The organism is Nocardia sp. NPDC056000, assembly GCF_042269265.1.
Lineage (GTDB): Bacteria > Actinomycetota > Actinomycetes > Mycobacteriales > Mycobacteriaceae > Nocardia.
In genome coordinates, this window is the sequence record NZ_JBHJXS010000020.1 from 1 (window position 1) to 21,278 (window position 21,278).

Consider the following 21,278-nt stretch of genomic DNA (forward strand, 5'->3'; position numbering starts at 1 on the left):
ACCCCGAAGGGCCTTACCGCTCGACTTGCATGTGTTAAGCACGCCGCCAGCGTTCGTCCTGAGCCAGGATCAAACTCTCCGTTGAAGACTCTCAATCCCTGTCCGAAGACAGTAATTGGAAGAATTAACCAGAGTCCGAAAACCTTGGCAAAATCAAACGCCAGCAAAAGTATTTGCTGACTAAATGTCCGAACCAATCCACACGGGGGTGTGGAAGGCCGGAACCAATAAATTATTGGCACTGACATTCATCGACACACTATTGAGTTCTCAAAGAACACACGCACACAGAACTTCGCGGGCTCTTTGTCCCGGTCAGTCTCTGAGGCAACTTTTACAGCTTAGCTCTTACATCGCAGCAGAACCAAATCCGCTGGTCAGTGGAGCTAGTGTGACTGTCAGGCGCTCCTCGTACAACCTCGTTTCCCAGGCCCTTGGGGCTCCGGGTCGGTGTCCGTGTCGCTCTGACCTGGAATAAGTTACGTGTCGCTACGAACGAAGTCAAATCGGCTGGTCAGAGGCTTGAACCGGGCAATCCGAACGAATGGTCTTACCGATGCGCGGCCGAAGCGCACCCTTGTTCGTGTGTACGTCTGCGATTGGTCGATAACGAGCGGTGTCATCGGCGAGTTCGCGGAGCGAATACATCGCGAGGGTGAGGCGCAGTGGCGAGTCAGCTGGCTGCCCGGACGACTGCTCACCCGGGAACAGGCGCTCGCCGCCATCGAATTGGTGGAACTGCTCTACGACACCACCCGCGCGGATGACGCTGACGCCCGCACCGGGATCGCGGCGGCCGCCACCCTGCTCGGCATCCGGCCCATCGACGCCGCGGCCGCACTCTCCGAACGACATCCCGGACGATGACTCCCCCGGCAACGCCGAAGGCCGGCTCACCCAGTGGGTGAACCGGCCTTCGTGGAAACGCGAAAATCAGATCAGCTGAGATCAGTTCGCGTTACCCGTGCACTTGGAGACGACCAGGATGCCCTGGCTGCCCGCGGAACTCATCGTGCCCGGGCGAGTAGCGCCCGCGATCGCCTGACGCTCGGCTTCGAAGCGGGTCGGCGCGGTGCCCCAGAAGTAGCGCGCGTTCGAACCGGAGGTCTTGGCGACGGCGCCGCAACCGTCCTTGAAACGCACCGCGATGTGGCAGTACGTGGAATCGCCGCAGTCGCTGAGCGCGTCGCGGTCCGCCTCTTCCCAGTTCGGGTAGTTGTAGGCGGCGTGCCAGTCCTCGGTGTCATCGGTGTACTCGAGGATGGCGATCGAACCGTAGAGGCTGCCGTCCGGGCCAGCCTCGGCGTTGGCGGACCCAGCGCCAACCATGGCTCCGGCCAGCGTCGCGACGGCGGCCAGGCCCAGGGCAACCTTGCCCATTGCAAACATTCAGTACTCCCCATCAGAAACGGCCTCATTTGCAAGACCGGATCTGATCTTGACCGCTCGTATCATGAAAAGTCCAGCGGAATCTCATTCCCAGGGAACTCATCGGGAATTCAGAGAAAGCTCGAGTGCACCGATTAGTTTCGGCGGGGTCGGACGTCAGTACCGATGTTCCCAGTTCGAGCACAGAAAAGAGCAGCCCATGAGCACCGACCTCGCCCTCACCCACGTCTCACTGCTGGTCGACGACCAGGACAAGGCCCTCGAGTTCTACCGCGATGTCATCGGCCTCGAAGTCCGGCAGGACATGGCGTTCCCCGGCGGCCGCTGGCTCACCGTCGGCCCCGCCGCCCAGCCCACCATCGAATTCATCATCGAGAACCCGGCGATGAACCCCACCCCCGAAGCGTCGGCGGCCGCCGCGGCCCGGCTCGCCAGCGGTGCGCAGGGCACCCTGATCTTCCGCGTCGAGGATGTCACCGCACTGTTCAACCAACTCCAGGAAGCGGGCGTCCGGGTCGACCAGCCCCTCATCGACCAGCCGTACGGCATGCGCGACTGCGGCTTCCTCGACCCGTGGGGCAACCACCTGCGGTTCTCCCAGGTGCTCTGAAACTCATCCCAGAACTCAATACTGTTGCCCTGCAATGCCTTACAACGGGCATCAATCGAGAGCGGTGACCTTGCGTAACAGCAGGTCCCGCTCTCGGTCGTTCGCGCAGAGTTTCGCGGCCCGCTCGAGCTCATCGCGCGCCTCATCGGTGCGATCCAGGCGGATGAGCAGCTCACCGCGAACAGCCGGGAGCAGATGCGAATTCGGCAGCGCGTCGGCGGCCAGCAGTTCATCGACGATCGGCAGGGCCGCCGCCGGACCCTGCGCCATCGATACCGCCACCGCACGATTGAGATCGACGATCGGGGACGGTGTGAGCCTGCCGAGCGCCTCGTAGAGCAGCACTATGCGCTCCCAATTCGTGGCATCGACGGTCGGTGCGACGGCATGGCATTCGGCGATCGCGGCCTGCAAGCCATACGCGCCCAAACCCCGGCCGAGCTGACCGGCGCGCGCCAATGCGGCCCGGCCGCGGCGGATCGCGGCTCGATCCCAGCGGCGGCGATCCTGATCCTCCAGCAGCACCGGCTCACCATCTGGGCCGGTGCGGGCCGGAAAACGCGCCGCCGTCAATTCCAGCAGCGCCGAAAGACTGTGCGCCTCGGGCTCATTCGGCACCAGATGGGTCAGCACGCGCGCCAGCCGCCGCGCCTCACCGGCCAGATCGAAGCGGATCAGATCGCCGCCCGAACTGGCCGAGGAGCCCTCGGTGAAGATCAGGTAGACCACGCTCAGCACGGATCCGAGGCGTGCCGCCCGCTCGGCGGCGGGCGGCACCTCGAACGGAACCCGCGCCGCCCCGAGAGTTTTCTTCGCCCGGGTGATGCGGGCCTGCACGGTGGCGGTCGGAACCAGGAACGTCTTGGCGATCTCATCGCTGGTCAGACCGCCCACCACCCGCAGGGTGAGCGCCACCCGGGCCTCACGCGACAGCACCGGATGGCAGGAGATGAAGATCAGCGCCAGCACATCGTCGTCGATCTGGTCCGGATCCCACAGCACATCGGCATCCGTCGCCGGTTCGGCCGCGGTACCGCCCGATACGGCTTCGCCCTCACCCAGGTCACGGGCCAGCGCGGAGTACCGCTCATCGAGTGCGGACCTCCGGCGGAAACCGTCGATCGCGCGGCGGCGGCCGACGGTCAGCAACCAGGCCGCCGGATTGCGCGGCACTCCCTCGCGCGGCCAGGTCACCAGCGCTTCGGCCAGCGCCTCCTGCGCGAGATCCTCGGCCAGCGCGAAATCGCCGGTATAGCGCGCGAGCGCACCGACGATTCGCGCCGACTCGATCCGCCAGATGGCGGCGACGGCCTCACGGCCCGTGGCGGTGGGCTCGCGGCCTGCGGCGATGGCCTCGCGGCCGGCGGGATCGGTCATCAGTGGTGTCGCTCAGAGCTGACCGGTGGCCTCACGCCACTTGCGTTCCTTCTGAATCCACTCGTTGTCCTGCGGAAACTCATCGATGGTGGTGACCCGGCGAATCTCGGTCTTGAACCCCGGACCCGTCATCGGAGACCGCTTGGCCCATTCGATGGCCTCCTGCTTGGACGCCACATTCAGGATGTAGAAGCCGCCGAACAGTTCCTTGGTCTCGCCGTACGGACCGTCGGTGATCACCGGGGTTTCGGAGGAGAAGTCGATGACCACGCCCTCGGACGGATCGTCCAGGCCCTCGGCGGCGAGCAGTACGCCCGCGCGGATCATCTCGTCGTTGTAGGCGCCGACGCTGTTGATGACCTCGGTGAAATCGGCGGTCATCATGCTTCCCAGCGCTTCGTCGGTGGCCCGGAAAATCAGCATGTACTTCATGGCTCTGTACTCCTCAGGTCGACGGGTCCCGTTCGGACCCTTTCACCACAAGGTCGAATAGGGAAGGACGCGGATCGACACAGCCGGTGAAGTTTTTTCCACGAATTTTTTCGCCGGGCCCGTGACCCGGAAACGCCGGAAGCCGGCTCGCCCGCAGGCGAACCGGCTCCCAGTTCGAAAAGTGTTGCCGGAAGGCAGGACTCAGAAGTCCATGCCACCCATGCCACCGGTCGGGTCGCCCGCGGGGGCGGCCTTCTCCGGCTTGTCGGCGACAACGGCCTCGGTGGTGAGGAACAGCGCGGCGATGGACGCGGCGTTCTGCAGCGCCGAGCGGGTGACCTTGACCGGGTCGGCAACGCCGGCGGCCAGCAGGTCCTCGTACTCGTTGGTCGCGGCGTTCAGGCCGTGGCCGTCGGGCAGGTTGGTGACCTTCTCGGCGACGACGCCGGGCTCCAGGCCCGCGTTGAAGGCGATCTGCTTCAGCGGCGCGGACAGCGCGACGCGAACGATGTTCGCGCCGGTGGCCTCGTCACCGGTCAGCGACAGCTCGTCCAGAGCCGGAGCCGACTGCAGCAGGGCCACGCCACCACCGGCGACGATGCCCTCTTCGACGGCGGCCTTGGCGTTGCGCACGGCATCTTCGATGCGGTGCTTGCGCTCCTTGAGCTCGACCTCGGTGGCGGCACCGGCCTTGATGACCGCGACGCCGCCGGCCAGCTTGGCCAGCCGCTCCTGCAGCTTCTCACGGTCGTAATCCGAGTCCGAGTTCTCGATCTCGGTGCGGATCTGCGCCACGCGGCCCTTGATGGCCTCCGGGTCGCCCGCGCCCTCGACGATGGTGGTCTCGTCCTTGGTGATGACGACCTTGCGGGCCTGGCCCAGCAGCTCGATGCCGGCGGTCTCCAGGGAGAGGCCGACCTCTTCGCTGATGACCTCGCCACCGGTGAGGATGGCGATATCGGCCAGCATGGCCTTGCGACGGTCACCGAAGCCCGGCGCCTTGACGGCGATGGACTTGAAGGTGCCACGGATCTTGTTCACGACCAGGGTCGAAAGCGCTTCGCCCTCAACGTCTTCGGCGATGATCAGCAGCGGCTTGCCGGCCTGGATGACCTTCTCCAGCAGCGGCAGCAGGTCCTTGACGGTCGAGATCTTCGAACCGACGAGCAGGATGTAGGGATCCTCCAGGGAGGCTTCCTGACGCTCCGGGTCGGTGACGAAGTAACCCGAGATGTAGCCCTTGTCGAAGCGCATACCCTCGGTCAGCTCCAGCTGGAGCCCGAAGGTGTTGCTCTCCTCGACGGTGATGACACCTTCCTTGCCGACCTTGTCCATGGCCTCGGCGATGAGCTCACCGATGGACGAGTCGCCGGCCGAGATACCGGCGGTAGCGGCGATCTGCTCCTTGGTCTCGACCTCCTTGGCGGTGGCGAGGAGGCGAACGGTGACGGCCTCGACGGCCTTCTCGATGCCACGCTTCAGACCCAGCGGGTTCGCGCCGGCCGCGACATTGCGCAGGCCTTCGCGTACCAGCGCCTGGGCGAGCACGGTGGCGGTGGTGGTGCCGTCGCCAGCGACGTCGTCCGTCTTCTTGGCAACTTCCTTGACGAGCTCCGCGCCGATCTTCTCGTACGGATCCTCGAGCTCGATTTCCTTGGCGATGGAGACACCATCGTTGGTGATGGTGGGGGCGCCCCACTTCTTCTCCAGCACGACGTTGCGGCCCTTCGGGCCCAGCGTCACCTTGACAGCGTCGGCCAGGGCGTTCAGACCCCGCTCGAGACCGCGGCGAGCCTCTTCGTCGTACGCAATTGTCTTGGCCATTGCGTTGAGATCCTCCAGATCAGGGGATTGACACGATCTGGCCAGGCGCGGTGCCCGCGACGGACGACCTTGTTGGGCCTCACCGTCCCGACCTAGCACTCACAGGTCAGGAGTGCCAAAGCCATTTCTAGCACTCACACCCCTGGAGTGCAAGGTCGGGGAGGGCGCTGACGCCAGGTCCCGGGGGCTACGCCCCCAAACCCCCGGGAGGGGGATGGGAGATTCCGGGAGTGCGCTAGCGCACCAGACGGTCGTCGACCCGTAGGAGAAGGGCGATCAGGGCGTCGGTGCGGCGTTCCTCGGGGGTGCGCGGCTCGCCCTGATCGATGGTGACCAGTTCGGCGTCGTTCAGCAGGAGCTCGGCTTCGATGCGCATGATGGCCCGGACGAAGGCCGGGGCGATGTCCGGTGGGAGGTCGCCGTTGACGATGGTGCCGCCGTCAGGAGCGTCTTCCATGGAGACATAGGAGAGCGCGCGCACCAGATCGCTGCGCTTTTCCCCGGCAACCAGGTCGGAGATTTCCTCGTCCGCCATACCCACATGGTATCGGGCGTGGCCACTGGGACGGGTGAGGCGGGGTTTATTGCGAGTCTTCGGCCGGAACGGGCAGCGAGGCGAGCAGTTGCGCGAGGTCCTCGGACACGCCCTCCTTCTCCAGACCCAGACCGGACAACACGCCGCTACCGGCCTCCGTTTCGAGCAGCGCGAGCAGCAGATGCTCGGTGCCGACGTAGTTGTGGCCCAGGCGAAGTGCCTCGCGGAAGGTGAGTTCCAGAACCTTCTTGGCCTGAGAATCGAAGGGAATCAACGCCGGAATGGTGTCCGCGCTCGCGGGCAGGGCCGCGGTGGCCACCCGGCGGACGGCGTCGACGCTCACGCCCTTGCCCTGAATGACATGCACGGCAAGCGATTCCGGCTCGTGCAGCAGACCGAGCACGAGATGTTCGGGGGTGATCTCGGCATTGCTCGCATCGCGGGCTTCCTCCTGTGCACCGACCACGACCTTGCGGGCGCGCGGGGTGAAGCGAGCGAAACCGGCGCTCGGATCCATGGTCGCGGCGGCCGCGTCACCCGGATTCTTCGGGACGAAGCGCTTCTGCGCGGCCTGTTTGGTGACGCCCATGCTGCCGCCGATATCGGTCCAGGAGGCGCCGGAGCGGCGGGCCTGATCGACGAAATGGCCGATCAGATGATCGGCCAGATCACCGAGGTGTCCGGCGAGCACGACCGCGTCGGAGAGCTGTTCCAGGGCGTTGTCGGGGCGGGCTTTCTTGATGCCGTCGATCAGATCGTCGAGGCGGAAGGGATTCGTCATGCGTCAACTGTAGGTTGACCACGTAATGGTGGTCAACCTTTGGTTGACGAATATTTCGGCGAATTCAGGGCTTCGCCGCCATGCGGATCGCACCGTTGACGATCTGTTCCTTGACCCAGACCCCGGTCCGGCCGGTCAGCACCGTGCGGGCCGGGGAATCATCGGCGCGCACGAACTGGACGACCCCGTCGCGGCGACCCAGGCTGATGCACTGGAGGTGGTAGCGGAAACTCCACGGCGCGGGCGTCTTTCCGGCCAGGCGAGCGGTAAGCGCGGTGGCCGCGTACTTCCCGGTGGGCAGCGCGGTGGCGCACGCCATGCGCAGATCGCGCTCGGCGGGACCGGCGACCACCGCGGCATCGCCCGCGACGTAGATCTCCGGATGCGACCGGGAACGGAGTTCGGCGTCGACCAGCACCCGGCCACGGGCGTCCACCGCCAGGCCCGAATCCGCCGCGACCGCGGGGACCGCGAAACCCGTTGTCCAGAGCACTGTTTCGGCGGGCAGCTGGGTGCCGTCGACCAGTTCGAGACCGAACGCGGTGACCGCCGCGACCTTCGCACCGGAATGCACTCGCACGCCGAGCCGATCCAGCACCGCGCGAATGTGCTTGTGCGCCTTGGGTGAAAGCCAGGACCCCGGCTCCTCGGCGCTGACCAGCAGCACGTCCAGATCCGGGCGAGCCTCGGCCAATTCGGTGGCGGTCTCGATACCGGTGGAGCCGCCGCCGACCACCGCGATGCTGCCGGACAGGGCGGGGATGCGCGCCACATCCTCCGGGGTCGCGATCGGATAGGCGTATTCGGTGGCTCCGGGAACCGCGCTGGTATCGGCGTGACTGCCCAGGGCGTAGATGAGCGAGTCGTAGGACACCGACCAATCGCCCTGGAGGCGCACGACGCGCTCGGCGGTGTCGATGGTGCGCACCCTGGCCTGCACGAACTCGATACCTTTGCGCTCCAGCAGTTCTCCGAGATCCCAGCGGGCGATGTCCTGCCCGGTCAGCGCCTGATGCAGCCGCACCCGCTCCACCAGTTCCGGCCGCGCGTCGATGACGGTGACGCGCACGCCTTTCGCCTTCGCTGCCTGGCGTGCCGCCGACAAACCCGCGTATCCCGCGCCCAGGACGACGACTCGATGTGCTGTGGTCATGGGACCGACTCCTTCCGGCTGGACCGGCTCTCGCACCGGTTCCGACACCCTCTAGACCGGATAGGGGCGCGATCCCTGACAACCCCGGGGTGTGTGCCGCGTCACCGGGTGTGGATCCCGGGCCACAAGCACGCCGGGATGACGGGGTGCGCGGGGCGATGGGCCGACGCGGCGGTGTAGGTCAGGCGGTGCGGGAGGCGATGTGGTCGGCGCGCTGGAAGTAGGCCAGTTTGTCGGGGTTGACGACCAGGTGGAGGGCGGATACCTGGCCGTCGGCGAAATCGACGCCGACGACGCCGATGACGGCATCGCCGGTGCGGGCGACCAGGGCGGGCGCGCCGTTGACATCCTCGGCGGTGAGGGACAGTCCCGGGAAATCGCGGGAGAGCAGGCCGACCAGGTAGCGGGCCACCCGGCTCGCCCCGACCACCGCGCGGCGGGCCGCGTTGATCTTGTCCCCGCCGTCCGCGACCGAGACGATATCCGCGGTGAACATCGCTTCCAGCGCCCCCACATCACCGGATTGCGCTGCGGTCAGGAACTTTTCGATGAGGGCGTAGGCGTGCGCGGGCGCCGGGTCGAAGCGGGTGCGGTCCTCGCGCACGCGCTGGGCGGCACGGCGGTACAGCTGCTGGGAGTTGGCCTCGGACAGCTCCAGCATGTCGGCGATCTCGCGATGCGCGTACCCGAACGCCTCCCGCAGTACGAAGACCGCGCGCTCGGCGGGCGTGAGGCGTTCGAGCAGCGTGAGAAAGGCCAGCGAGACCAGTTCGCGCTGCTCCACCGATTCCAACGGGCCGAGTTCGCCCGCACCGGTCGCCACCGGTTCCGGAAGCCACGAGCCGACATAGGTTTCGCGGCGAGCGCGGGCCGAATCCAGGGCATTACGGCAGATATTCACCAGGATGGTGGTCAACCATGCTTCGGGGGAACGGATTTCGGCGTTGGCACTGCCCGCCCAGCGCAGATAGGTCTCCTGGACGGCGTCCTCGGCCTCGCTCGCAGAGCCGAGCATGCGGTACGCGAGCGCGAACAGGCGCGGCCGGTGCCGCTCGAACTCCACCACTGCACCGGCGTCCATGGGTTCACCTGTCCTCGCCCAACCTGATTGGACTTGGACATTACGCCCTGCGCTATTTCGCCGCCCCGATGGCGTTGGCGACGGGGGTATCGGTGTAGGCCGAGGCCAGGCAGGCGAGTTTGGCGGTGCCGAGGGCGACATTGGGGCTGCCGTCGAATTTGGAACCCGGGTTGGCGGCCAGCACCTGCTGGATGACCTGCTTCTCGGTGTCGCCGTCCAGGTTCCGGAATTCGCCGCAGGTGGTCTTCGCACCGTTGGGTGCGGTGGTCTGTTTGACCGCGGCGGTGCTCGCGGGAGCCGCGGTGGGCGGCTCGACCGGGGCGGCGGCGGGGGTGGAGGCTATCGGGGCGGCGGATTTGACCGCGGCGGAGGTGGACGTTTCCTTGCGTAGCTCGCTCGCATCGGTGGACTTGTCCGATCCACACCCGGTGAGGCCCAGTACCAGCGCGCCCGCGGCGAGGGCGACGATCGCAATCTGTTTCATAACCCTTTTCCGAGACCGTTCGCGCACCGGTCCGGCCCGGCGCTCGCAGCAGAGTACCCGGACACGGCGGGGCGGCGCACCGGGGTGCGAGGCAATCCGGCAGTGCCGGCCATAGCCGTCACGTATCGTCATTACGAGGCGAAATGAGACGAATTACCTTCAACCAGAGGAGGTCTCATGCCCGCACCGAAAACCCCCATCATCTTCGTGCACGGTCTGTGGATGCATAGCGACAGCTGGACCCCGTGGCTCGAATACTTCGACCGCGCGGGATTCGCGACCGTCGCACCCGGCTGGCCCGGCGACGGACCCGATCCCGGCAGCACCCGCGCGAATCCGGACGCGATCGCGAATCGCGGCATCGCGGAGATCACCGACCAGTACGCGAAATACATCGCCGACCTGCCCGCGCCTCCCATCGTGATCGGCCATTCCTTCGGCGGCCTGATCGCGCAGCGACTACTGGCACAGGGCAGCGCCATCGGCTGCGTCGCCATCGCACCGGCGCAGTTCAAGGGCGTCTACGCGTTGCCGCCCGCCCAATTGCGCAGTGCCGGGCCGATTCTCGCGCAGCCGTGGCTGCGGTCCAAGACCTGGTCGCATACCGCGGACAGTTACCACCGCTTCTTCGCGAATTCGGTGCCGCGCGCGGAATCCGATCAGCTGTTCGCGCAGTACGCGATTCCGGCTCCGGTGAAACCGCTGTTCCAGGCGGCGCTGGCGAATGTGAGCCCGAAATCCGAGGCGACCGTGGACGTGCTCGCCCCGCGCGGGCCACTGCTGCTGATCGCGGGCACCGAGGACCGCACCGTTCCGGCGGCCATCGTGCAGTCGGAATACACACTGCAGCAGAAGAATTCGGGTATCACCGAGTTCAAACTGCTGGAGGGGCGGTGTCACTCGATGGCCGCGGATCACGGCTGGCATTCGGTCGCTGATCTGGCGCTGGAGTTCCTGTCCGACCAGAAGCTCGCGCCCCAGGAATGAGTCGCACGCTTCAGTAATGAGCAAAGCCCCTGGGAGACAGTGTCTCCCAGGGGCTTTCACACGCCGTCGAGCAGAGCGGATCGCTCAGTTCAGGTGGCTCTGCCAATCCGCGGGCACCCGCTCGCGCGGGCCGGGGACCGTCTGCGTGGCCGGATGATGGTGCGGCGCGGCCAATTCCGGCCCGTCACCGTACATATCCTCGGTCTGATAGTTGTAGAACCAGGTCTCACCGGGCTCATAGCTCTGCGCGAACGGATGTCCGCTGCTCGCGGCGTGCTTGGAGGCGTGCTGCGACGGTGAACTGTCACAGCAGCCCACATGCCCGCACTGCGCGCAGCGGCGCAGGTGCAGCCACCAGCCCGCATTGGCGTCGCATTCCACGCATCCGGCGCCGCTCGGGGGCACACCGGGATCGATGCCCTCGATCTCCGCCGACTTGTCCGACATCATTGGCCTCCTGTATCAGCTTGCCGGGCTTGCTGTTTCGATGTTCTCAGGTGCGACCGCATCCGATGAGCCTTCCAGCGGCAGGCGCACGATGAACCGGGTATCGCCCGGTTCGGATTCCACCCGGATATCGCCGTGATGCTTGTTCACCACGATGCGGAAGGAGATGTCCAGGCCCAGGCCGGTGCCCTCGCCGACCGGCTTGGTGGTGAAGAACGGTTCGAAGATGCGGGTGCGGATCTCCAGCGGCACACCCGGCCCGGTGTCGCCGATTTCCACTGCGGCGCAGTCACCTTCACGATAGGTGCGAATGGTGAGCGTGCCCCGCCCGGCCATCGCCGAGATGGCGTTGTCGATCAGGTTGGTCCACACCTGATTCAGTTCCGCGGCGTAGCAGGGCACCGCGGGCAAAGCGTGGTCGTACTCCTTGACCACCTGGATATCGTCACCGATCTTGCGGCCCAGCATGACCAGCGTGCTGTCCAGCAGTTCGTGGATGTCGACGACCTGGAAGGGCGCGCGATCCATCTGCGAATACTGCTTCGCCGCGTTCACCAGCGTGGAGATGCGGGTGGTGGAATCCGCGATCTCGTTCATGAGCAGTTCGGTCTCGACGGTGTAGTTGAGCCAGCGGATCGCGCCCTCGAACACCGCGCCCTCACAACCGGTGAGCGTGCCGTGCACCTTCTCCAGCCAGTCGATATCGAATCCGGCCTGTACGAAGGTCGGCGCGATATCCCAGCCGTTGCGGATATCGTGCGCTTCGAGCCAATCGCCGAGTTCGTCCTCGCGATCGGCCGCCTCCATGGGCGTGAGGGTGGGAGCCTTGGCCACCTGCGCGGCGGCCTCCTCCTGCAATCCGGCCAGCGCGTCCATGGTCGCGGAGTCGAACTTGCCCTGCGACATCATCTTCAGCTTGTGCCGCATTCCGGCCACGCGTTCGCGCAGGGCGGACGTGGCGCGCACCGCGGCGGCGGCCGGATTGTTCAGCTCGTGCGTCAGGCCCGCCGAGAGTGAGCCCAGCGCGAGCAGCCGCTCGCGCTGGCCGATGCGCTCATTGGCATTGCGATTGCCGAAGAAGACGCCCTCCAGCAGATGCACCGCCATCGGGAACCATTCCTGCATCATCTTCGAGAAGACGCCCGCGTCCAGCACGAAGAATTTGGACGGCTTGGTGACGTAGAACGATCCGGCGTAGTGCTGGTCGACCTTATCGCCCATATACGCGGTCCACGCGCCCGAATAGGACCCGTGATGATCGGTGCGGACGAGTTCGATCTCCTCGCCGCCCGACATCTTGGTCAGCCGGACCTCGCCCTCCATGAGCACGTAGAAGCAGGTGCCCGGATCACCTTCGCGGTACACCAGACCGGGTTCGAAGCGTTCGACGCGGCCGTCCTTGCAGAGCCAGGCCAGCTGTTCGTCGTTCAGCTTCTCGAACAGGAATAGGTCCCGCAGTTCCTCGGGATCACAGATCAATGACTGTCCCACGGTTCAACTCCTACTGTTTCGCGATCCAGCGGTGCACCAGCATGACGGCCATCGCGCCCTCACCCACGGCCGATGCCACTCGCTTCGCCGATTCCGACCGTACGTCGCCCGCCACGAAAACTCCGGGAACGCTGGTCTCCAGATGTTGCGGCGACCTGGTCAGCTCCCAGCCCGCGGGCTTGTTGCCGTCGATCATGAGATCGGGTCCGGCGAGCACGTAGCCTTTGTCGTCGCGATGCACCACGCCGTCCAGCCATTCGGTTTCCGGCGCGGCGCCGATGAACAGGAACAAACGCTCGGCGTCGACCTTTTCTTCCACGCCCGTGGCGTTATCGCGCAGCACCAGGCGTTCGAGGTGATCGTCACCGTCGGCGGAGACGACCTCGGTGCGCGCGTGCACCTTGATATTCGGAATCTGCTCGATCTGCTGAATCAGGTAGTGCGACATGGAATCCACCAGGGATTCCGCGCGCACCAGAATGTGCACGGTGCGCGCGTGCCGGGACATGTAGACCGCCGCCTGCCCGGCCGAATTCGCGCCGCCGACGATGTAGATGTCCCGATCGGTGCAATCGGACGCCTCGGTCATGGCCGAGCCGTAGTAGACGCCGCGACCGGTGAAATCATCAACGCCGGGAGCGGGGTGATGCCGGTAGTTGACGCCGGTGGCGATGAGCACGCTGTGCGCGGAGATGCTGCCGCCGTCGGCGAATTTCACCACTCGCGCCGAACCGCACGGTTCCAGCGAGACCACTTCGCGCGCGGTGATGAGTTCGGCCCCGAATTTCACGGCCTGCCGCCGGGCGCGATCCGCGAGCTGTGCGCCGGAGAGCCCGTCCGGGAAGCCGAGGTAGTTCTCGATGCGCGAACTCTGGCCTGCCTGGCCGCCGGTGGCGGTGCGTTCCACCAGCACCGTGCGCAGGCCCTCGGACGCGCCGTACACGGCCGCGCCCAGTCCGGCGGGTCCGCCGCCGACCACGATGAGGTCGTAGAACTCGTCGACGGGGGCGATATTCAGTCCGACCGCCTCGGCCAGCTGCGCGTCGGTGGGCGTGCGCAGTACCTCGCCGCCCTGGTTGATGATCACCGGGCAGTCGTCCTCGGTGGCATCGGCGGCGGTGAGCAGGCGTGCGCCCTCGGGCTCGTCGACCTGGTACCAGCGGTAGGGCAACTGGTTGCGCGCCAAGAACTCCCGCACCTCGGAGCAGCGGGCCGACCAGCGGTGCCCGACCACCTTGGTCTCGGTGACGGGCTTGTGGTCATCGCTGCGCCAGGCGTCGAGCAGCGCGTCGATGACCGGGTAGAGCTTCTCCTCCGGCGGATCCCACGGCTTGAGCAGGTAGTGGTCGAGGTCGACCACATTGATGGCCTCGATGGCCGCGTCGGTGTCGGCGTACGCGGTCAGCAGCACCCGCCGCGCGTACGGGTGCAGGTCCATGGCCTGCTCCAGGAATTCGACGCCGTTCATATTCGGCATGCGATAGTCCGCGATCAAGACCGCGACCGGCTGGCCGCGCAGTTTCAATTCCCGAAGTACCTCGAGCGCGTCCGCGCCCGACTCCGCCCGCAGAATCCGGTAATCGGCCCCGTACCGGCGGCGCAGGTCACGGACCACGGCACGTGAGACGCCCGGGTCGTCGTCCACGCTGAGGATGGCCGGCTTGGCGGCAGCTGGTGAAGTCACCTAACGAGTATGAGCCGCGTAGGCAAGTCGGATCGGTCCTGTATGTCCGCCATGCGCGAACGGTGAAGCGGGGCGGGGCTGCGCTCGAGGGTGCTCACCCGGTCAAATCCGGTGGTGCTGAACCAGATCCAGCTCGTTCGGGGTGAGCAGTCGTTCCAGTCGTTCTTCGGACTGACCATTCGGTTTTGATCGCCCGGGTCGCCGGGGAAGCTGGGAGGCATCGCGCTCATCGAAGGGCAGGAGCGGGACCGTCTCGGCATTTCCGCCGGAGACTCTGGTCTTGCGATGCAGGAGCGAACGCAGTTTCACGGCCGATCACCTCACGTTTCGCATCGGAAGCTGGTGGCCTTGTCTGTTATTTCGTCTATCCCACATTGTGCGCTGCCCATTACATTCGCCAGTACGGCAACACCGGAATGTGATCTAGTTGATTTTCAGTGTTCGGATGGTCGCCCGATGTTCGATTGACCCGATATGTCGGTACAGAACTAGGATTCGTAGTACTGACAGTCACATCTTCTCGGAGGCAGCGTTGCCGAACACTCTCGAAGCCACCATCGACATCGCCGCGGCGCCCGAACAGGTCTGGAACGTAGTCTCCGACCTCAAGCGCATGCCGGAATTCAGCCCCGCGACCGTGCGCATGCAGCCGCTCGGCAAGACCAAGACCGGCACCTGGACCCTCAACCTCAATCGTGACGGGGCCAAGTTCTATCCGACCACCTCGCGGATCGTGCGCTTCGAGCCCAATCGCGCGATCGCCTTCCGGATGAACGAGAACCGCACCATCTGGAGCTTCACCCTGGAGCCCACCGCCGACGGCGGCACCCATCTGGTGCAGCGCCGCGATATCCCCAACGGCGTCAATCCGATCGTGCGCAAGATGATCGACGCCGTCCTCGGCGGCGAACAGGTATTCGAGGCGAACCTCGTCAGCGGCATGAACGAAACCCTCGGCAGGATCAAGCAGACCGTCGAGAAGTGATGTGCGTGTTTACCCCTCGACCGCGAGGCTGATGCGTAGGTTCGCGTTATGCGACGACGTATAGGGATCTGCGCCGCGGCCACCGGACTCGCGCTGCTGCTCACCGGATGTGGTTCCGACGGCGACCGTTCGGTGACGGTGGTCGGCAATGGCAAGGTGTCCGGCGTGCCGGATGTGCTCAATGCCGATCTCGGCGCCGAGGTGAGCGCGGCGGATGTGTCCACCGCGGTCGACGGGGTGAACGACAAGGCCAAGGCCATGACCGACGCCATGGTCAACGCCGGGGTCAAACGCGAGGACGTGAAGACCAGCGAACTCTCCGTGCAGCCCACCTATGGGCCGGAGGGACGCACCGTGATCGGTTATAAGGCAAGCAATTCCGTGCATATCGCGGTGCGCGATCTACCCAAGGCGTCGGCCATCCTGGACGCGGCGGTGAAGGCGGGCGGCAATGACACTCGCATCTCCTCGGTCGCGTTCGGGCTCGAGGACAATACGAAACTGCTCTCGGACGCGCGGGCGCGCGCCTTCGACGATGCCAAGGCGCGGGCGCAGCAGTACGCGGATCTGGCCGGGCTGAAGTTGAAGAGCGTCAAGACGATCAACGAGGGCAGCAGTGGCGGGCCCACCCCGATGTTGCGCCAGGCCGCCCCGAGCGCCGGTGATTTCGCGCTGGAACCGGGCCAGCAGACGGTGACCTTCGATGTCACCGTCGTCTGGGAACTCGGCTAGCCCTCCCGGGTGCCCAGTTCCGGCTGGCTCCGCCAATTCGGCAGTGTCACAACCTGTGCCGCGTAGGACAGGCCCGCGCCGAAGGCGATGAGCAGGGCGGTGCCGCCGGGTTTGGCATCGCCCTGGCGCAGTAGCGCCTCCATGGCCAGCGGTATCGAGGCGGCCGAGGTGTTGCCGGTCTCCTCGATGTCATTGGCGAGGGCGCAGTGGTCCGGCAGGTGCAGCACCCGGGCCATGATCTCGATGATCCGCCCGTTGGCCTGATGCGGGATCATGGCGTCCAGCTCATCCGGGGTCAGGCCCGCGCGGTCGATGGCGTCCCGGCAGACCTTCTCCAAAGAGTGTGCGGCCCAGCGGAATACGGCCGTACCCTCCATGGCGAGATACGGGCGGACGGCATCGAGGCCCTTCGCGTCGATCTCGCGGAAGAATTCCATCCAGTCCTTGTCCTGGCGGATGGCGTGATGCTGGGTGCCGTCCGAACCCCAGACCGTCGGCCCGATGGCGGGTTCCTCGGACGCGCCGACGATCACCGCGCCCGCACCGTCCGCGAACAGGAACGCGGTGCCGCGGTCGGCCGGATTGATGGTGTCGGTGAGCCGTTCCACGCCGATGACCAGGACATTGCGCGCGGTGCCGCCCTTGACCAGGTCCGAGGCCACCGCCACCGCGTGACAGAACCCGGCGCAACCGGCCGAGATGTCGAATGCGGCAATGCCGTTGAGCCCGAGTTCGGTGGCGATCTGCGGTGCCGCGGCCGGGGTGAGTAGCAGCCAGGTCGAGGTCGCGACGATGACGCAGTCGATCGTGCTCGCGTCGATCTCGGCGGCTTCGATGGCGTCACGCGCGGCGGCGGCGCTCATGCTGATGATCGTCTCGTCTTCCGACGCGAAGCGCCGGTTGCGGATGCCGGAGCGGGTCCGGATCCACTCGTCAGTGGAATTGATCGGCCCGGCGACCTCATCGTTGCTGACGATTCGAGCCGGGCGGTACACGCCGAGCCCGAGCATTGCGGTGTGCTCTACCCCGCTGATCGAGGCAATTCGAGCAGCCATGGTGCATCTCCTATGTACTGCGCGTCGAACATGACCTTCATCGGGTTCCCCACCCCCCGCGGGACGCGAATGCCGCAGACATGAGGCCCCCTCATATTAATCGGAACAGCCTCTCATGGTTGTGCGTTCCCTCACAATTCGCCGCCGATGCCGGACCGGTCACCATGGTGTAGGGGACGGAGAACGCGAGTGCTGGGCCACCTTCCCGTATCGTGTGAGCGCGGTGCGCACAGTGTGGATATCGCGGTGCGCAACCCACCTACCCGCGCATGAAAGAGGAGCTTGTGGCCCGCCGTCCCACCCCGCCCGGCACTCCCGAAACCACCGGACTCGGCCACGTCGCCGACCTGGTCCGCTCCGCCATCCCGCCGCTGCACCCGGCCGGTCTGCCCTTCGTGGCGGCCCCGCTCGCGGTCGCCGTGCTGGGTTTCCGGCGTAAGTGGGTGCGGCGCACGGGATTGTTCGCGGCCGCGGCGACCGCCACCTTCTTCCGGCATCCGCATCGGGTGCCGCCGAATCGCCCCGGCGTGGTCGTCGCGCCCGCCGATGGTGAAGTGGCGCTGGTGGATACGGCCGTACCGCCCGCCGAGTTGAATCTCGGTGATCAGCCGCTGCCGCGCGTGAGCATCTTCCTGTCGGTGCTGGACGTGCACGTGCAGCGCATGCCGATCTCCGGCAGCATCGACAACATCGTCTACAAGAAGGGCGAGTTCCTCTCCGCGGACCTGCCCGAGGCCAGTGACGCCAATGAGCGCAACTGCATGGTGGTGCTGACCGAGAACGGGCAGCGCCTGGTGGTGGTGCAGATCGCCGGACTGCTGGCGCGGCGCATCGTCTGCGAGCCCAAGATCGGCGACAAGCTGTCCATCGGCGAGACCTACGGGCTCATCCGGTTCGGCTCGCGCGTGGACACCTACTTCCCGGCCGGGACCAAACTGCTGGTGGTGCCCGGGCAGCGCACCATCGGCGCGGAAACGGTACTGGCCGAACTGGATTCATGATGGAACAACTCGCGCCGACACCGGCGCTGCGCCGCTCGGCTCGCAATCGCACCGTGCGGCTGCTGCCGAGCATGGTCACCATTCTGGGACTGTGCTCGGGGCTCTCGGCGGTCAAGTTCGCCATGCAGGGTCAGTTGGCGATCGCGCTGGCGCTGGTCGGCGCGGCCGCCATCTTCGACATGCTGGACGGGCGCATCGCCCGCATGCTCGACGCCACCACCAAGATGGGCGCGGAACTCGATTCGCTCTCCGATGCCATCGCGTTCGGCGTCGCGCCCGCCCTGGTGCTGTATGTGACGTTCCTGCACGCGGACAGCATCGGCTGGATCGTGGCGCTCATGTTCGCGGTCTGCATGGTGCTGCGGCTGGCCCGCTTCAACACCCTGATGGACGATGACAGCCGCCCGGATTGGCAGCGCGAGTACTTCACCGGTGTGCCCGCGCCCGCGGGCGCGCTGATCGCACTGCTGCCCATCGCGCTGTCCGAGCAGTTCGGCGACGGCTGGTGGGTGAGCTTCCCGGCCGTGGCGGTGTGGGTGGTGCTCACCGGCCTGCTGTGCGTGAGCACGCTGCCGACGCTGGCGATCAAATCGGTCTCGGTGGCCCCGCGCACCGCGCCGGTGCTGCTGGTGCTGGTGGCGCTGGCCGCCGCCCTGCTGGTCACCTACCCGCTGATCCTGATGATGGCGCTGGTGGTGCTGTATCTCGGGCATATCCCGTTCGCCGTGCATTCGGCGCGCTGGGTGGCGGCCCGCCCGGAGACCTGGGATCACAAGCCCGCCGAACGCCGGGCGCAGCGGCGCGCCCAGCGCCGCAGGCCGATTCGCAGCATCTCCACCGCGCGCCTGCGCCTGCGCCGCCCGGGCGGACGGCTCTAGTCACACCTGTTTCCGAATGCCCCTGGTTCTCGTGAACCAGGGGCATTCGGCTTTTCGGACCGAGGACGGGTGCTTGCCCGCGCGGTTCCAGCACAATGGTGGCGTGCCCGAACTCTCGTTGACCGCACGACTCAATATTTCCGCCGCCGACGCCCGGAGGGGGTTGGTGCGGCTGCATCCCGAAGCGCTGGCGGCGCTGGGGTTGCGGGAGTGGGATGGGATAGCGCTGATCGGAGCGCGGCGCACCGCGGCGGTGGTCGCCGTCGCGCCCGCCGGAACGCCGACGGGGGTGGCGCTGCTCGATGATGTGACGCTGTCGAATGCGGGCGTGCGCGAGGATTCGATGGTCACCGTCGCACCCGCGACGGTATTCGGAGCCAGACAGATTTCGGTGACCGGTTCCACCCTGGCCACCGGGTCCATACCGGAGACCACGCTGCGGCAGGCGCTGCTGGGCAAGGTGGTCACGGTCGGCGATACGGTCTCGCTGCTGCCCCGCGATCTCGGCCCCGGCACCAGCACTTCGGCTGCGGCGCAGGCGCTTTCGCGGGCGTTCGGAATCGCGTGGACCTCGGAGCTGCTGACCGTGACCGCGACCGACCCCTCCCCCGGGCCGGTGAGCGTGCAGCCCAATAGCGCGGTGGTGTGGGGTCCGGGCATCGCGGCGACGGATTCGCCGCGTTCGCTCATGGGCGATACGGCGGCGCAGGCCCCGGATCGCCGCGATCGCCCGATCGACCCGACGCGTGCGGCCTCGCCCGCACCGGTGACGGCGGTGGCGGTGGCCGATCTGGCGGGCGTGCAGGCGCAGGCCGCCAAGCTGACCGAATGGCTGAACCTGGCCCTCGACGAGCCGGAACTATTGAAAACCCTTGGGGCGTCCTCACATCTGGGTGTGCTGGTCACCGGCCCGGCCGGGGTCGGCAAGACCACCCTGGCGCGCGCGGTGACGGGTTCGCGGCGGCTGGTGGAGTTGGACGGGCCGTCGGTCGGGGCGACCGAGAGCGGCACCCGGCTGCGCGAGGTGAATCTCGCGGTGTCCGATATCTGTTCGGGTGCGGGCGGGGTCCTGCTGATCACCGATATCGACGCGCTGCTGCCCGCCACGGCGGAACCGGTGGCCACGCTGATCCTCGATCAATTGCGGGCGGCGGTGGCGTGCCCGGCGGTGGCCCTGCTGGCGACCACCTCGCATCCCACCGAGGTCGATGCCCGGCTGCGCGGGCCGGAACTGTGTGATCGTGAGGTGTCCCTGCCGCTGCCGACGGCGGCCGTGCGCGCGGCGCTGCTGGAGCAGCTCTTGCGCCGAGCCCCGACCGCGGAGCTGCAACTGGACAAGATCGCCGCGCGCACACCGGGTTTCGTGGTGTCGGATCTGGCGGCGCTGGTGCGCGAGGCAGCGCTGCGGGCGGCGTCGCGGTCGAGCCGGGAGCATTCGGAGCCCATGCTGCGGCAGGAGGATCTCGAAGGGGCGCTGGAGGTGATCCGCCCGCTGTCTCGTTCGGGGTCGGAGGAATTGGCCATCGGCTCACTGGGTCTCGACGATGTCGGCGATATGGTCGAGACGAAGCAGGCGCTCACCGAAGCCGTGCTGTGGCCGCTGCGGCATCCGGATTCGTTCGCGCGCCTGGGCATCGATCCGCCGCGCGGTGTGCTGCTGTACGGCCCGCCGGGCTGTGGCAAGACCTTCCTGGTGCGCGCGCTGGCGAGCACGGGTCAGTTGAGCGTGCACACCGTCAAGGGTGCGGAGCTGATGGATAAGTGGGTCGGCTCCTCCGAGCGCGCGGTGCGCGAATTGTTCCAGCGCGCACGCGATTCCGCGCCCTCGCTGATCTTCCTGGACGAGGTGGACGCGCTGGCTCCGCGCCGGGGCCAGAACAGCGATTCGGGTGTGACCGATCGGGTGGTGGCGGCCCTGCTCACCGAACTCGACGGCGTGGAACCGCTGCGCGATGTGGTGGTGGTCGGCGCGACGAATCGGCCGGAATTGATCGATCCGGCGCTCACTCGTCCGGGCCGGTTGGAGCGCCTGGTTTTCGTACCGCCGCCCGATGCCGCGGCGCGCGCGGAAATCCTGCGCACGGCCGCGAAATCGGTGCCGTTGGCGAAAGAGGTGGATCTGCGCAAACTCGCGAAGGATTTGGATGGATATTCGGCCGCGGATTGTGCGGCGCTGCTGCGGGAATCGGCGTTGTCGGCGATGCGGCGCGATGTGGACGCGGCCGATGTGACCGCGTCGGATGTCGCGGCGGCGCGGGCCGCGGTGCGCCCGTCGCTGGATCCGGTGCAGGTGGAGGCGTTGCGGTTGTTCGCGGCGCAGCGGGCGGCCTCGGGCTAGCCGGAATTGGTAAC

General features: G+C 66.8%; 22 protein-coding genes and 1 rRNA gene. 8 read left to right on the forward strand and 15 right to left on the reverse strand.

Features of this window, described 5'->3' with window-relative positions; all coding sequences use genetic code 11:
* A 16S ribosomal RNA gene (locus ACFC4D_RS42495) occupies positions 1-85 on the reverse strand; the annotation flags it as partial.
* A gap of 500 nt (positions 86-585) precedes the next feature.
* Between ACFC4D_RS42495 and ACFC4D_RS42500 the strand changes: the two genes are divergently transcribed.
* Positions 586-867, forward strand: a complete 282-nt coding sequence (locus ACFC4D_RS42500) for a hypothetical protein (protein WP_375960810.1) — start codon at positions 586-588, stop codon at positions 865-867.
* A gap of 81 nt (positions 868-948) precedes the next feature.
* On the opposite strand, the gene ACFC4D_RS42505 is transcribed toward ACFC4D_RS42500, so the two are convergent.
* Entirely contained in the window at positions 949-1,380 is a 432-nt protein-coding gene (locus ACFC4D_RS42505) for a DUF4189 domain-containing protein (protein WP_375960812.1), read from the reverse strand.
* Positions 1,381-1,588: 208 nt separating this feature from the next.
* Here ACFC4D_RS42505 and ACFC4D_RS42510 point away from each other — a divergent pair, with 208 nt between their 5' ends.
* A complete protein-coding gene (locus tag ACFC4D_RS42510; RefSeq protein WP_375960814.1) occupies positions 1,589-1,999 on the forward strand; it encodes a VOC family protein in 411 nt (136 codons plus the stop codon).
* Positions 2,000-2,050: 51 nt separating this feature from the next.
* On the opposite strand, the gene ACFC4D_RS42515 is transcribed toward ACFC4D_RS42510, so the two are convergent.
* The 8 genes from ACFC4D_RS42515 to ACFC4D_RS42550 all read right to left on the reverse strand — a co-directional run bounded on the left by ACFC4D_RS42515 (position 2,051) and on the right by ACFC4D_RS42550 (position 9,666).
* Positions 2,051-3,376, reverse strand: a complete 1,326-nt coding sequence (locus tag ACFC4D_RS42515; protein WP_376072121.1) for an RNA polymerase sigma factor — start codon at positions 3,374-3,376, stop codon at positions 2,051-2,053.
* 12 nt (positions 3,377-3,388) lie between these two features.
* Entirely contained in the window at positions 3,389-3,808 is a 420-nt protein-coding gene (locus tag ACFC4D_RS42520; protein ID WP_375960818.1) for a YciI family protein, read from the reverse strand.
* Positions 3,809-4,009: 201 nt separating this feature from the next.
* A complete protein-coding gene (gene groL, locus ACFC4D_RS42525) occupies positions 4,010-5,632 on the reverse strand; it encodes a chaperonin GroEL (RefSeq protein ID WP_375960820.1) in 1,623 nt (540 codons plus the stop codon).
* 235 nt (positions 5,633-5,867) lie between these two features.
* Positions 5,868-6,167: a hypothetical protein gene (locus ACFC4D_RS42530; protein WP_364649566.1), complete on the reverse strand. Its 300-nt coding sequence runs from the start codon at positions 6,165-6,167 to the stop codon at positions 5,868-5,870.
* 46 nt (positions 6,168-6,213) lie between these two features.
* Positions 6,214-6,948 (reverse strand): Clp protease N-terminal domain-containing protein, encoded by a 735-nt coding sequence (locus tag ACFC4D_RS42535; RefSeq protein ID WP_376072124.1) that lies wholly within the window; start codon positions 6,946-6,948, stop codon positions 6,214-6,216.
* Between the two features lie 64 nt (positions 6,949-7,012).
* Positions 7,013-8,101, reverse strand: a complete 1,089-nt coding sequence (locus tag ACFC4D_RS42540; RefSeq protein WP_376072127.1) for an NAD(P)/FAD-dependent oxidoreductase — start codon at positions 8,099-8,101, stop codon at positions 7,013-7,015.
* A gap of 181 nt (positions 8,102-8,282) precedes the next feature.
* On the reverse strand, positions 8,283-9,182 hold the full coding sequence (locus ACFC4D_RS42545; RefSeq protein WP_376072130.1) for an RNA polymerase sigma-70 factor: 900 nt from the start codon (positions 9,180-9,182) through the stop codon (positions 8,283-8,285).
* A gap of 52 nt (positions 9,183-9,234) precedes the next feature.
* Positions 9,235-9,666, reverse strand: a complete 432-nt coding sequence (locus tag ACFC4D_RS42550) for a hypothetical protein (protein ID WP_376072132.1) — start codon at positions 9,664-9,666, stop codon at positions 9,235-9,237.
* Between the two features lie 177 nt (positions 9,667-9,843).
* Between ACFC4D_RS42550 and ACFC4D_RS42555 the strand changes: the two genes are divergently transcribed.
* Complete coding sequence (locus tag ACFC4D_RS42555; protein WP_376072135.1) at positions 9,844-10,653, forward strand: alpha/beta hydrolase; 810 nt, start codon at positions 9,844-9,846, stop codon at positions 10,651-10,653.
* Between the two features lie 84 nt (positions 10,654-10,737).
* Here ACFC4D_RS42555 and ACFC4D_RS42560 read toward each other — a convergent pair whose 3' ends face one another.
* The 4 genes from ACFC4D_RS42560 to ACFC4D_RS42575 all read right to left on the reverse strand — a co-directional run bounded on the left by ACFC4D_RS42560 (position 10,738) and on the right by ACFC4D_RS42575 (position 14,584).
* The gene (locus tag ACFC4D_RS42560; protein WP_375960831.1) at positions 10,738-11,100 is read right to left on the reverse strand and encodes a UBP-type zinc finger domain-containing protein; all 363 of its coding nucleotides are present in this window, start codon (positions 11,098-11,100) and stop codon (positions 10,738-10,740) included.
* Between the two features lie 15 nt (positions 11,101-11,115).
* Entirely contained in the window at positions 11,116-12,591 is a 1,476-nt protein-coding gene (locus tag ACFC4D_RS42565) for an ATP-binding protein (RefSeq protein ID WP_375960833.1), read from the reverse strand.
* 10 nt (positions 12,592-12,601) lie between these two features.
* Positions 12,602-14,275 carry an FAD-dependent oxidoreductase gene (locus ACFC4D_RS42570; protein WP_375960834.1) on the reverse strand — a complete coding sequence of 558 codons (1,674 nt, stop codon included), beginning with the start codon at positions 14,273-14,275 and terminating at the stop codon, positions 12,602-12,604.
* A gap of 102 nt (positions 14,276-14,377) precedes the next feature.
* Positions 14,378-14,584 carry a hypothetical protein gene (locus ACFC4D_RS42575; RefSeq protein WP_364649591.1) on the reverse strand — a complete coding sequence of 69 codons (207 nt, stop codon included), beginning with the start codon at positions 14,582-14,584 and terminating at the stop codon, positions 14,378-14,380.
* A gap of 223 nt (positions 14,585-14,807) precedes the next feature.
* Between ACFC4D_RS42575 and ACFC4D_RS42580 the strand changes: the two genes are divergently transcribed.
* Positions 14,808-15,260, forward strand: coding sequence for an SRPBCC family protein (locus tag ACFC4D_RS42580; protein ID WP_375960836.1), 453 nt, complete (start codon positions 14,808-14,810; stop codon positions 15,258-15,260).
* A gap of 48 nt (positions 15,261-15,308) precedes the next feature.
* Positions 15,309-15,992, forward strand: coding sequence for an SIMPL domain-containing protein (locus ACFC4D_RS42585; protein WP_364649597.1), 684 nt, complete (start codon positions 15,309-15,311; stop codon positions 15,990-15,992).
* Here the strand turns inward: ACFC4D_RS42585 and ACFC4D_RS42590 are convergent.
* The gene (locus ACFC4D_RS42590) at positions 15,989-17,047 is read right to left on the reverse strand and encodes a beta-ketoacyl-ACP synthase III (protein WP_376072139.1); all 1,059 of its coding nucleotides are present in this window, start codon (positions 17,045-17,047) and stop codon (positions 15,989-15,991) included. The genes ACFC4D_RS42585 and ACFC4D_RS42590 overlap by 4 nt on opposite strands.
* 284 nt (positions 17,048-17,331) lie before the next feature.
* Between ACFC4D_RS42590 and ACFC4D_RS42595 the strand changes: the two genes are divergently transcribed.
* From ACFC4D_RS42595 to ACFC4D_RS42605, 3 genes are all read left to right on the forward strand, one after another.
* Positions 17,332-18,048 (forward strand): phosphatidylserine decarboxylase, encoded by a 717-nt coding sequence (locus ACFC4D_RS42595; RefSeq protein WP_364649842.1) that lies wholly within the window; start codon positions 17,332-17,334, stop codon positions 18,046-18,048.
* A complete protein-coding gene (pssA, locus tag ACFC4D_RS42600; RefSeq protein ID WP_375963719.1) occupies positions 18,048-18,926 on the forward strand; it encodes a CDP-diacylglycerol--serine O-phosphatidyltransferase in 879 nt (292 codons plus the stop codon). The genes ACFC4D_RS42595 and pssA overlap by 1 nt, the downstream gene beginning before the upstream one ends.
* A 103-nt stretch (positions 18,927-19,029) precedes the next feature.
* Positions 19,030-21,264 (forward strand): AAA family ATPase, encoded by a 2,235-nt coding sequence (locus tag ACFC4D_RS42605; RefSeq protein ID WP_376072142.1) that lies wholly within the window; start codon positions 19,030-19,032, stop codon positions 21,262-21,264.
* The last annotated feature ends 14 nt before the right edge of the window (positions 21,265-21,278 follow it).